At 60.9% G+C, this 11,965-nt stretch carries 11 protein-coding genes and 1 pseudogene; 7 read left to right on the top strand and 5 right to left on the bottom strand.

The features are described from left to right. The first annotated feature begins 68 nt into the window (after positions 1-68). Both QZR14_RS24820 and QZR14_RS24815 read left to right on the top strand, forming a co-directional pair. Positions 69-875: a DUF4892 domain-containing protein gene (locus QZR14_RS24820; RefSeq protein WP_250605947.1), complete on the top strand. Its 807-nt coding sequence runs from the start codon at positions 69-71 to the stop codon at positions 873-875. 69 nt (positions 876-944) lie between these two features. Further along, positions 945-1,997, top strand: a complete 1,053-nt coding sequence (locus QZR14_RS24815) for an AI-2E family transporter (RefSeq protein ID WP_250605948.1) — start codon at positions 945-947, stop codon at positions 1,995-1,997. A 545-nt stretch (positions 1,998-2,542) separates the two neighbouring features. Here QZR14_RS24815 and xopAW read toward each other — a convergent pair. The 3 genes from xopAW to QZR14_RS24800 form a co-directional block, all read right to left on the bottom strand. Then, positions 2,543-3,193: a XopAW family type III secretion system calcium-binding effector gene (gene xopAW / locus QZR14_RS24810; RefSeq protein ID WP_311998000.1), complete on the bottom strand. Its 651-nt coding sequence runs from the start codon at positions 3,191-3,193 to the stop codon at positions 2,543-2,545. Positions 3,194-3,338: 145 nt separating this feature from the next. After that, entirely contained in the window at positions 3,339-4,388 is a 1,050-nt protein-coding gene (locus tag QZR14_RS24805) for a sensor histidine kinase (RefSeq protein ID WP_250605950.1), read from the bottom strand. Next, on the bottom strand, positions 4,388-5,137 hold the full coding sequence (locus QZR14_RS24800; RefSeq protein ID WP_442967424.1) for a response regulator: 750 nt from the start codon (positions 5,135-5,137) through the stop codon (positions 4,388-4,390). The genes QZR14_RS24805 and QZR14_RS24800 overlap by 1 nt, the downstream gene beginning before the upstream one ends. Positions 5,138-5,433: 296 nt before the next feature. Here QZR14_RS24800 and pyrF point away from each other — a divergent pair, with 296 nt between their 5' ends. After that, the gene (gene pyrF / locus QZR14_RS24795; RefSeq protein WP_250605951.1) at positions 5,434-6,132 is read left to right on the top strand and encodes an orotidine-5'-phosphate decarboxylase; all 699 of its coding nucleotides are present in this window, start codon (positions 5,434-5,436) and stop codon (positions 6,130-6,132) included. Between the two features lie 85 nt (positions 6,133-6,217). Here the strand turns inward: pyrF and QZR14_RS24790 are convergent, their stop codons facing one another. Further along, the gene (locus QZR14_RS24790) at positions 6,218-7,222 is read right to left on the bottom strand and encodes an NADP-dependent oxidoreductase (protein WP_311997998.1); all 1,005 of its coding nucleotides are present in this window, start codon (positions 7,220-7,222) and stop codon (positions 6,218-6,220) included. Further along, positions 7,219-7,356: a hypothetical protein gene (locus QZR14_RS24785; protein WP_250605953.1), complete on the bottom strand. Its 138-nt coding sequence runs from the start codon at positions 7,354-7,356 to the stop codon at positions 7,219-7,221. Before QZR14_RS24785 ends, QZR14_RS24790 begins: the two co-directional genes overlap by 4 nt. A gap of 95 nt (positions 7,357-7,451) precedes the next feature. On the opposite strand from QZR14_RS24785, the gene QZR14_RS24780 reads away from it, so the two are divergent. The 4 genes and pseudogenes from QZR14_RS24780 to QZR14_RS28155 all read left to right on the top strand — a co-directional run bounded on the left by QZR14_RS24780 (position 7,452) and on the right by QZR14_RS28155 (position 11,882). After that, entirely contained in the window at positions 7,452-8,213 is a 762-nt protein-coding gene (locus QZR14_RS24780) for an SDR family oxidoreductase (RefSeq protein WP_250605954.1), read from the top strand. A gap of 191 nt (positions 8,214-8,404) precedes the next feature. Further along, complete coding sequence (locus QZR14_RS24775; protein WP_250605955.1) at positions 8,405-9,805, top strand: aminotransferase-like domain-containing protein; 1,401 nt, start codon at positions 8,405-8,407, stop codon at positions 9,803-9,805. A 58-nt stretch (positions 9,806-9,863) separates the two neighbouring features. Further along, positions 9,864-11,021 (top strand): annotated as a pseudogene (locus QZR14_RS28160) (HAMP domain-containing protein); the annotation flags it as partial. After that, the gene (locus QZR14_RS28155) at positions 11,001-11,882 is read left to right on the top strand and encodes a methyl-accepting chemotaxis protein (protein WP_442967425.1); all 882 of its coding nucleotides are present in this window, start codon (positions 11,001-11,003) and stop codon (positions 11,880-11,882) included. The pseudogene QZR14_RS28160 and the gene QZR14_RS28155, both read left to right, overlap by 21 nt. Positions 11,883-11,965 lie beyond the last annotated feature (83 nt).

Below are 11,965 nucleotides of genomic sequence, written 5' to 3'. Positions count from 1 at the left end.
ACCACGATGGATTTCTATACCGCTGCGACCTCGAATCATCCAGCATTGCCGATCCGATGAGCCTGACTATGCGCTCACTCAGTCTGTTGGCACTGTGCTGTTTCAGTACCGTTTCGTTCGCCGCCGACGTGCCGGGCAGTCAGGATCTGCAGATCGTGCCGCGCCTGGCCGATGCGCAAATCGTCGATTACCGTCCGCCCGTGGAGCTTGAACGGATCTATCCACTGGGCTCGATCCGCAAGATCAGCGGACAGTTGCGTTTCGACGGCCAGGTCACCGCCCGTGGCCAGACCACTTCGGTGACCTACGAGTTGCCGCCCGAACACTCCGCCACCGAAGCCTTTACCGCCGCTCGCGAAGCGCTGCAAAAGCAGGATGCGCAATTGCTGTTCTGGTGTCAGGCGCGTGATTGCGGCGAAAGCAGCCTGTGGGCCAACGAGGTGTTCGGTAACTCCAAGTTGTACGGTGCTGACGAGCAACAGGCATATCTGTTGTTGAGGCTGGCCGCACCGCGCGACAACACGCTGGTGGCGCTTTACAGCATCACGCGCGGCAATCGCAAAGCCTACCTGCATGTCGAACAGTTCGAGGCGACTGCACCGTTGGGTGAGCTGCTGCCGACCTCAGCGACCCTGTTGCGGCAGTTGAAAAGCACCGGTGAACTGGATTTCCCAGATCGCGTGAATGACCCGGATGACACCTGGCTACGCCTGATTTCCCGTGGCCTTAACCTCGATACGACATTGCGTGTGACCGTGTCCGGGCCGAAAGCCGAGGCCTGGCGACAGGCGCTGATCAATCAGGGGGTGCGCGCGGCACGCCTGGAAACCGGCAGTGTCGAAGGCTCTGGCCTGCGCATCGATCTGTTGCGTTAAGCTGTTTCGGGCGAGCACGAATCGCGTGTTCGCCTACTCTTTGCCTGACTGACTTTTTCGAGACCTTACATGCTCAATAACGATCGCCTGCTGGTGCAGATCCTGCTGCTGGTGTTGTTTGGTGCCAGCCTGTGGGTGATGGCTCCGTTCTGGTCGGCGCTGTTCTGGGGCGCGGTGCTGGCGTTTGCCAGTTGGCCGCTGATGCGTTTGTTGACCCGTTGGCTCAATGGTCGCGAATCCCTGGCTGCCGCGATTCTGACGTTGGGCTGGATGCTGCTGGTGGCAGCGCCGCTGGTGTGGCTGGGGTTCAACCTGGCGGATCACGTGCGCGATGCCACGGCGTTTATCAAGGATGTGCAGGTCGACGGTCTGCCGGAGGCGCCGGTGTGGCTGGGGACTTTGCCGTTTGTGGGAGAACGCCTGGTCGGGCTGTGGAACAGCATCGATCAGCAGGGCGCCGCACTGATGGTGTCGATCAAGCCCTATCTGGGGCAGGTCGGTAACTGGCTGCTGGCGCGCAGCGCGCAGATTGGCGGCGGGATTCTCGAGCTGACCCTGAGCATCGTCTTTGTGTTCTTTTTCTATCGCGACGGGCCGCGGCTGGCGGCGTTTGTGCACGGTCTGCTGGAGCGGCTGATCGGTGATCGGGCGGGGTATTACATCGAGTTGGTGGCCGGCACGGTGCAGCGGGTGGTCAACGGCGTGATCGGCACGGCTGCGGCGCAGGCGGTTCTGGCGTTGATCGGGTTTTTGATTGCCGGGGTGCCGGGGGCGCTGGTGCTCGGGATTGTCACCTTCCTGTTGAGTCTGATTCCGATGGGGCCGCCGTTGGTGTGGGTTCCGGCCACGGCCTGGCTGGCGTGGAAGGGCGAGTACGGGATGGCGGTGTTTCTCGGGATCTGGGGGACGTTCATCATCAGTGGCGTGGACAATGTGCTCAAGCCGTATCTGATCAGTCGCGGGGGGAATTTGCCGTTGGTGATTGTGTTGCTTGGGGTGTTTGGCGGGTTGATTGCGTTTGGGTTTATCGGGTTGTTTATCGGGCCTACGTTGTTGGCGGTGGCTTACAGTTTGTTGACGGATTGGAGCAAGAGTCAGTCTCGGGTTGAGGATCGGCGGTAGCTTTTTGGGTTTTGGGTGTATATCCATTGCTGCGGTAACGGCTGCTTAAGGTTCCGCCCTTACGGGTCACTTTTGACAAACGCGAACGCCTCAAAAGTAACCAAAAACGCTTGCTCCTGCGTGCGGCCCGCTCGCTGGGGCTCGGGATTCCTTCGCTCCGGGATCGATCCGGGCGCAGCGTCTCCGGTTTGCTTCGCTGCACCTACTCCCGCTGTGTTTGGCTGCGCCAAACGGTCGCTGCGCTCCCACGCCCGGATCAATCCCGGAACGAAGCCTTCCGACGTCGCCGTACAGATCAAGAGCGGCAGCCGAGCTAACGCTCATCCTGTTAAGTGGTGAGAAGCAAAAGCGATTCGAGGTGTGTGCGGTTTTTGCTTTTGCTCTTCTGTGGGAGTTGGCTTGCCAGCGATGGCGACCTGACAGCCGACCAGGCTCTTTGACCTTGCACAATCCTCTGTAGGAGCTGCCGAAGGCTGCGATCTTTTGCCGTTGATTTTTTACAATCAAAAGATCGCAGCCTTCGGCAGCTCCTACAGGAGGGCAACTTATGTGGCGACGTTGAGGTATTTGCCCACTGACGCAGTTTTTTCCAGCGAGTACTGTTTGCTCAAATTGGCGATCATGCGGTTCAGCGCTTCAGTCGTGCTCTGGGTCGAAGCGGTCTGTTCTTCGTCAGGTCGTTCCCGGCCTGCCTGTAGCGCCGCTTTCAACTCGTCACTGCTCACGCCGCCACTGCTGTCGCTGTCTAGCACCTTGAGCAGCGCGGCACTGGTGTCGGTGCTGGTCGTTGCGGTGCTGTTGTTGCTGGTTTGCAGTGCGCTGTCGAGTTCTGTCGCGGTTACGCTGCCGTCGCCATCGGTGTCGAGTGCGCTGATCAGGGCGTCGGCGAGTTCGGTGTCCGGAGCTTGATCGCGTGGCGGTGGCGGAGGGGGCGCCATGGCGGTCATTTCTTCGGCGCTGAGGCTGCCGCTGGCGTCGCTGTCCAGATCGCCGAATTGTTTACTCAGGTTGACCAGCAGGCCGTCGTCGGACTTCTGCGACAGGGCGCTTTGCAGTTCGTCCTGATCCACCGCGCTGTCGCCGTTGCTGTCGAGTTTGGCGAACAGTTCTTTTTGCAGTTGCTGGCTGCGGGCGTTTTGCGTGGAGGTACTGCTGGTGCTGGTATAGCTCGTGTAGTTGCTGACGCTACCGATCATCGGACTCACTCCCTGGAATGGAAAGCCGGTGGGTGCACCGGCTTATGCAGCCTCAGGGCGCAAGTTGTCGGGGGTATGTGGGATTTGTACCGGTGGGTACACACGATGCAATGAACACCAAATACCTTGTAGGAGTGTGTGTTTCTCAGAGGCGGGGAAGGCGAATGATGGCGGTGAGGCCGCCGCCGGGGGTTTCTTCAAGATTGAGCTGGCCACCCAATCGCTGCGCCGCCTCGCGGGCAATGGTCATGCCCAGGCCAACACCGCCGGAGTTGCGATTGCGCGAGCCTTCCAGACGATAAAACGGTTCAAACACCGCTTCCCGCTTGTCCTCGGCAATCCCCGGGCCGTGGTCGATCACGCGGATCAGCAGTTGCTCGCGTTGATCCTGCAATTCGATGCGTGCCTGCCCGGCATAACGCAAGGCATTGTCCATGAGGTTGTTGATGCACGAACGCAGCGCCATCGGCTGTACCGGCAACGGTGCGCAATGGCCGCTGACCTGTACGTCGGCGCCTTGATCCTGAGCATTTTCACAGAGCGACTCGACTAACGCCTGAACGTCCATCAACTGCAACGCTTCGCTGGTGCGCTGTTCGTGCAGGTAGGTGAGGGTGGCGTCGAGCATGCCGATCATGTCGTCCAGGTCCTGACGCATCTGGCCTTGCAGCTTTTCATCGCTGATGTTTTCCAGACGCAGTTTCAGGCGTGACAACGGTGTGCGCAGGTCGTGGGACACGGCACCGAGCATCCGCGCGCGCTGCTGCACCTGTTCGCGAATGCGTTGCTGCATCAGGTTGAAGGTGTAGGCGGCTTGACGCGCTTCCCGTGGGCCGGACTCGTCGAGTGGCGGGCTGTCGAGGTCTTCGCTGAGGCGTTCGGCGGCGTCGCTCAGGCGCTGGATCGGGCGACTGAGCAGTTTGGCGCCGTACCACGCGGCGATCATCAACGTGATGAACTGAAAGGTCAGCGGCACCACCGGGCCACCGAACCATGGGCGCGGTGGCCGTGGCGGGTAACGCGGATCGTGCGCCATCGGTTGCCCCTCGGCGCCTTGGGAGAACTCCGGGGGCGGCGGGGGCGGGGGCGGACCGTAGAGGCGGAACCAGGCAAAAGCCAGCAGATGCGCCAGGACGATCGCCACGAACAGCACGCCAAACAGGCGCCCGAACAGCGTGTCGAAGCGCGCCCGCATCAGCCGATGTCTCGCGCGTCGAACAGGTAACCCTCACCGCGCACGGTTTTGATCAACTGTGGGGCTTTCGGGTCGTCACCGAGTTTCTGCCGCAGACGCGAGACCAGCAAGTCGATGCTGCGGTCGAACGCTTCGATCGATCGACCCCGGGCCGCGTCGAGCAATTGCTCGCGGCTGAGCACCCGGCGCGGACGCTCGATAAACACCCACAGCAAGCGGAATTCGGCGTTGGACAGCGGCACCACCAAGCCATCGTCGGCGATCAACTGGCGCAGGACGCTGTTCAGGCGCCAGTTGTCGAAACGAATGTTGGCCCGCTGTTCAGTACGGTCATCACGTACCCGGCGCAGGATGGTCTGGATTCGCGCGACCAGTTCGCGCGGTTCGAACGGTTTGGCCATGTAGTCATCGGCACCCAGTTCCAGGCCGATGATGCGATCGGTCGGTTCGCAGCGGGCGGTGAGCATCAGGATCGGGATGTCCGATTCGGCGCGCAGCCAGCGACACAGCGACAGGCCGTCTTCGCCGGGCAGCATCAGGTCCAGCACGACGACGTCGAAATGTTCGGCCTGCATTGCCTGCCGCATCGCCGCACCGTCGGTGACGCCGCTGGCGTGGATGTTGAAGCGGGCGAGGTAATCGATCATCAGCTCGCGGATCGGCACGTCATCGTCGACGATCAGCGCACGAATGCTCCAGCGCTTGTCGTCTTTAGGCTCATCCGTCGCGGTCATTTGGGTGTTGTGCATGGGGCTGTTCATCTGCCAGTAGGCCGCCAACCACAAAAGATGGGCTGCGAGGTGGTGGTTTCAGCATAGGCGTCCGGCCGTGAGGCGGGAAGTGCTGATGTAAGAACGTGTTGCGGCTGGCGAGGCTAGCGCGGGTGCTTGTTGCTGGCGTGTCGGCTGTGTATCGGAGTCGACACAATAGCAGCGAGCGCTATGCTGATCACGGCCGAGGCGACGATTTACCGATCATCGGGTGCCGCGCCGCCGCCGGTTCCGCTACAATGCGCGCCGATTTCGACCTGCCTGAGAGCCCATTCATGTCCGCCTGCCAGACTCCTATCATCGTCGCCCTGGATTTCCCTACCCGTGACGCCGCACTGAAGCTGGCCGACCAGTTGGACCCGAAACTGTGCCGGGTCAAAGTGGGCAAAGAGCTGTTCACCAGTTGCGCTGCGGAAATTGTCGGCACCCTGCGTGACAAGGGTTTTGAAGTATTCCTCGACCTGAAATTCCACGACATTCCCAACACCACCGCGATGGCCGTGAAAGCTGCTGCCGAGATGGGCGTGTGGATGGTCAACGTGCATTGCTCCGGTGGCCTGCGCATGATGGCCGCCTGCCGTGAAGAGCTGGACAAGCGCAGCGGCCCGCAGCCGTTGCTGATCGGCGTGACCGTGCTGACTTCGATGGAACGTGAAGATCTGGCCGGTATCGGTCTGGATATCGAGCCACAAGAGCAGGTTCTGCGTCTGGCTGCACTCGCCGACAAGGCTGGCATGGACGGTCTGGTGTGCTCGGCGCTGGAAGCCACGGCACTGAAAACCGCGCACCCGTCGCTGCAACTGGTGACCCCGGGCATTCGTCCGGCCGGCAGCGCGCAGGACGATCAGCGTCGCATCCTGACCCCGCGTCAGGCGCTGGATGCCGGTTCCGATTATCTGGTGATTGGCCGTCCGATCAGCCAGGCAGCAGATCCGGCCAAGGCGCTGGCGTCGGTAGTAGCCGAAATCGCCTAAAAGATCGCAGCCTTCGGCAGCTTCCTACAGGGGTTATTTGAACACCTGTAGGAGCTGGCGCAGCCTGCGATCTCTTGATCTTGCTTTAGATTTTCAGTACCAACTTGCCAAAGTTCTCGCCGCTGAACAATTTCATCAGCGTTTCCGGGAAGGTTTCCAGGCCTTCGACGATATCTTCCTTGCTCTTGAGCTGCCCCTTGGCCATCCAGCCGGCCATTTCCTGCGCGGCGCTCGCGTATTGCGCGGCGTAATCCATCACTACAAAGCCTTCCATCCGCGCACGATTGACCAACAGCGACAGGTAGTTGGCCGGGCCTTTGACCGCTTCCTTATTGTTGTACTGGCTGATCGCGCCGCAGATCACCACACGCGCCTTCATGTTCAACCGGCTCAGCACCGCATCGAGGATGTCGCCGCCGACGTTGTCGAAATACACATCGACGCCTTTCGGGCACTCGCGTTTAAGCCCGGCCACGACATCTTCGGATTTGTAGTCGATGGCACCGTCAAAGCCCAACTCATCGATGAGGAATTTGCACTTGTCGGCGCCACCGGCAATGCCAACCACGCGGCAGCCTTTGATCTTGGCGATCTGCCCGGCAATGCTGCCCACCGCGCCCGCCGCACCGGACAACACAACGGTGTCGCCGGACTTTGGTGCGCCGACATCCAGCAGGGCGAAGTAGGCGGTCATGCCGGTCATGCCGAGCGCTGACAGATACACCGGCAGCGGTGCCAGTTTCGGATCGACTTTGTAGAAACCTCTTGGCTCGCCGAGGAAGTAATCCTGCACGCCAATGGCGCCGTTGACGTAGTCCCCAACCGCAAAGCCCGGATTGTTCGAAGCAATGACTTTGCCGACCCCCAGCGCACGCATGACTTCACCGATACCCACCGGCGGGATGTAGGACTTGCCTTCGTTCATCCAGCCGCGCATCGCCGGGTCGAGGGACAGGTATTCGTTCTTGACCAGAATCTGGCCCGCCACCGGTTCGCCGACCGGTACTTCCTGATAGGTGAAGGTCTCGCGGTTGGCCGCTCCCACCGGGCGTTTGGCGAGCAGGAACTGGCGATTGGTCTGGTTGGTCATGGCAGGCACTCGAACGGAATGAAGCCTTGTTGATAGACCTTCGCCGGCATTGGCGCAAGGTTGGCTGATGCGGCGAATGCACGCCGATCCAGTGCAGTGATGATCACCGGGATGGTTTTATCACTGCGACGCATGGGTACATAAACAGCCTTTGGATAGTGCTGACGCTCTTCGGACCCCAATGGCTATGCTGCCAATCACCTGCAGCTATCCCTTTGAGGACATAACAATGAGCATGACGTTTTCCGGTCAAGTTGCCGTAATCACTGGCGCAGCCAACGGCATTGGCCGTGCGACCGCGCAGGCGTTCGCCGCCGAAGGCCTGAAAGTGGTGGTCGCCGACCTGGACGCGGCAGGGGGCGAGGGCACGGTAGCGCTGATTCGTACAGCCGGCGGCGAAGCGACCTTCGTGCGCTGCAACGTCACCGTCGAAAGCGAAGTAAAAAATCTGATGGACGAGGTCATCAATACCTACGGCCGTCTCGACTACGCCTTCAACAATGCCGGCATCGAAATCGAAAAAGGCAAACTGGCCGACGGCTCGATGGATGAGTTCGACGCGATCATGGGCGTCAACGTCAAAGGCGTCTGGCTGTGCATGAAGTATCAACTGCCGCTGCTGCTGGCGCAGGGCGGCGGGGCGATCGTCAATACCGCCTCGGTGGCAGGGCTGGGTGCGGCGCCGAAGATGAGCATCTATGCGGCGTCGAAGCACGCGGTGATCGGGTTGACCAAATCGGCGGCTATCGAATACGCGAAGAAGAAAATCCGCGTCAACGCTGTGTGTCCGGCGGTGATCGATACCGACATGTTCCGCCGCGCCTATGAGGCCGATCCGAAGAAGGGCGAGTTCGCCAACGCCATGCACCCGGTCGGGCGCATTGGCAAGGTCGAAGAAATCGCCAGTGCCGTGTTGTACCTGTGCAGCGACGGTGCGGCATTCACCACCGGCCACTCGCTGGCAGTGGATGGCGGCGTCACGGCTTTCTGAATAACACCCAGTAAAAACAGCCCGCATTCGTTGCGGGTTTTTTATGTGGGCAACGGCCAGTTCCGTGAAGCCCCTTAAACAATGTGTATCAAAGGGTTAGAACGGTCGCTTTTAGCGGCGTTGTCGCACAGCCTGTCCGGCGCGGCTGTGATTTACTGCCGCCAGCAAAACGGACAGGAGTTTGCTTGCTCATGGAATTGAGAATTGATCGACAGGCAATGGTGCCGGTCGTGCAGCAGATTGTTGACGGACTGACCGAGTGGATCCTGCAAAGTGGCGTACCGCCGGCCACCCGTTTGCCTTCCGTGCGGCAGATCGCCCGGGGCAATCTGCTCAGCCAGTCGTGTGTAGTCGAGGCGTGTGAACGGCTGGTGTCGCAGGGCGTTCTGAGGTCATGCCAGGGCGCCGGGTTCATTGTCGCCGCCTCGCCGTCGACACTCGGCGCAGAAGATGAACTGGCGCCATTCGAGGGCCGGTTTGCCTGGTGCGATGCCGTGTGCGAAGCCGCCGGTGGCTTGAAGCTTGGCGCGGGTGGTCTGCCGCAAAGCTGGCGCGAGCCCGACGACCTCAGCTATGCGCTGCGCGAGGTGGCGCGCACTGACATGGCCAGCCTGTTCAACTACAGCACGCCCTTGGGGCTTCCGGCGTTGCGCGAGCAGATCGCCAAACGTCTGAGGCTGGTCGGTATCGAAGCCCGCAGTGCGCAATTGCTCAGTACTTGCGGCGCCAGCCACGCGCTGGATCTGATCGTGCGCACGTTGTTCAAGGCCGGAGACTGCGTGGTGGTCGAAACGCCCGGGTACGCGCCGCTGTTCGATCTCCTGCGGATGCACGGCGTGCGCATGCTCGAGGTGCGTCGCACCCCGAACGGTCCGGATATCGACGCGCTGGAAGCTTTGCTGCAACAGTTTCGCCCCGGCGCACTGTTCATCAACAGCCATCATCACAACCCCACCGGCAGTTGCCTCTCGCCGAGTGTGGCGCAACGTCTCCTGCAACTTAGCAAGATGTACGATCTGCGCGTGATCGAAGACGATGTCTACGCAGACTTGCACACCGGTAACGGCACGCGCCTGGCGGCTCTGGATGATGAGGGGCGAGTCATCTACGTGGGCAGTTTTTCCAAGACGCTGAGCAGCTCGTTGCGGGTCGGCTTCGTCTTCGCCGACAGCGACATTGTCCGACGGCTGGCGCAGGTCAAGATGATCAGCGGTCTGGGGGCGTCGCGGTTTACCGAAGCGGTGCTGGCCAGCCTGATGGTCAGCGGCGCTTATCGCAAACTGGTGCAGCGCCAGCGTCAACGCTTGAATGCCGATCGCGCAGCCGCATTGCAGGCGTTAGAGGACGCCGACTGGGAGGTTTTCGGCAAGCCTGCGGGTGGCTTGTTCATCTGGGCGCGCTCGCGCATGGCCGATCAGGTTCGGGTGCGTCGGCAGGCTCAACGCTGCGGCGTATTGCTCTCAGCGCCTGACGCGTTCAGCCCCAGTGGCGAGTCGGGCGACTGGCTGCGCATCAATGTCGCCTATGCTTGTGATCCACGTGCCCGGCAGTTTTTCCGTCACACCGGTTCGGATCGACCTCAAGCGTTCTGAAAACGACGCGGGCGTAGCTTTTTGCCATTATTCCGACGCCAGAGACTTGTGCCGGTGAATGGCCGTTGCGACTCTTCGCTCTACTGACAATGGCAGGGGACTACGCGCAATGATTTCGGCCATGCAAAGACGTTTTGCCAACCTCGGTATGGCGAAAAAACTGGGTATCGGTTTTTTGCTGGTTTTGCTCCTGACCGCCTTGGTGGCGGCCATTGGCGTCTGGTCTCTGCAAACCATCAGTCAGCGCTTCGACGGGCTGAAGCAGATGTCCTCGCTCAACAGCGGCTTGCTCAAGGTGCGCCTGCTCGAACAGGAATATGCCCTGCATGGCAATCCGAAGACCGCCGATGCCCTGCGCAAGGGCGTCGATGAACTGGTTGCTCTGGCTGATCAGCTCAAGGCGCAGTCGATGGCCAATGTACCGGTCATGAATGATGTGCAGCAGTCGCTCGGCGCTTATCGCAAGGCGTTCGATGAGTTTGTGTCGCTGACTCAGGCCAAGGACCTCGCGCTGGAAATGGCCAGTTGGTCGGTGTCCAGTGTGGCCAACAACCTTGATGTGTTGCAGGCCGGGCTTGCCGACGACGGCGCCTATACCTTGAAAGACACCGAGGGCAAGGACGGCGCGCAGTTCATCGAGCAGGCCAGTCAGGTCAGCCAGGTGTCGCGGTTGATGCTGCAAGCGATGAATGAAGCACGGATTCGCCTGGATCAAAGCCGCAAGGGCGATGCCGACAGTGCCGGCAAGGGCAATATCGAACAGGCCGCGCAGGCTCAGGCACAGGCCGAAGAACTGAAAACCACGGTCAAGGACGAGGGCTACCTGACCGTGCTCAACGAAGTCTCCGGGCATATCGCCGGCTTCAACGACAAGCTGGCCGAGTACATCGGATTGCTTGCGCAGGAAAAAACCGTCTACGAACAATTGCACCAGCGCGCCAACGAAGTGGTCGAGCGGGTGAATCAGGCGTATGTCGCTGAAGACGGCGCGATGCAGGCAGAACTGAAGAAAAACTCGCTGCTGATCATTGGCTCATCGGCGCTGGCATTGTTGGTCGGATTGCTCGCTGCGTGGCTGATCACTCGACTTATCGTCGCGCCGCTGCGCAGTGTGATTCAGGTCGCCCAGCAGATTGCCGCCGGCGACTTGAGTGCGACTGTGGAGGTGACCCGTCGTGACGAGATCGGCCAGTTGATGCTGGCGATGCAGCAGATGGGCGCGGGCCTGAGCACGATTGTCAGCGGGTTGCAGGCCGGGATCGAACAACTGGCCAGCTCGGCGCAATCGTTGTCGGCGGTCACCGAGCAGACCAACCTTGAGGTCAGCAGCCAGAAGGAAGAAACCGAGCAGGTCGCCACGGCAATGAACCAGATGACCGCCACCGTGCATGACGTTGCACGCAACGCCGAAGAGGCGGCGCTGGCCGCGCAAACGGCGGATGACAAGGTCGAGAGCGGTCAGCAGGTGGTGCGCCAGAGCATGGCGCGTATTGAACAATTGGCCGATTCGGCGACGTCGGCCAGTTCCAGCATCGAAAGCCTCAGTGCGGAAATCCAGAATATCGGCACGGTGTTGGGGGTGATCAAGAGCGTCGCCGAGCAGACCAATCTATTGGCGTTGAACGCCGCGATCGAGGCGGCGCGGGCCGGTGAGCAGGGCAGGGGCTTTGCGGTGGTGGCCGATGAGGTGCGCGCGCTGGCGCGGCGCACGCAGCAATCGACCGAGGAAATTGAACGGCTGGTGAGTGCGTTACGATCGGCGGCGAATTCGTCGGTGCAGCAGATTCAGAGCAGCGGCGAGTTGGTGAAGCTGGCGGTCAGTGATGCCTTGCAGACCGAGAGTGCGCTGGGGAGTATTGCGGCGGCGGTGTCGTTGATTCAGCAGATGAATCAGCAGATTGCGGCTGCGGCCGAGGAGCAGAGTTCGGTGGCGGAGGAGATCAATCGCAGTGTGACGAGTATTCGTGCGAGTGCGGATCAGTCGTCGATCGCGATGCGCGGGAATGCGGCTTCGAGTGTTGAGCTGGCGCAGTTGGGGAGTGAGTTGCGCGGGATGGTTGGGCATTTTCGGCTTTGACGCTTTGGGCTTGGCGGCCTTTGGGCCGACCAGGCTCTTGGGGTTTTGGGTGTATATCCTTTGCTTTGGGTGCTGCCGCTGGC

It is taken from the genome of Pseudomonas sp. rhizo66, from assembly GCF_031931925.1.
In the GTDB taxonomy this organism is placed as follows: Bacteria; Pseudomonadota; Gammaproteobacteria; order Pseudomonadales; family Pseudomonadaceae; genus Aquipseudomonas.
This window is presented reverse-complemented; position numbering and strand designations above follow the sequence as displayed.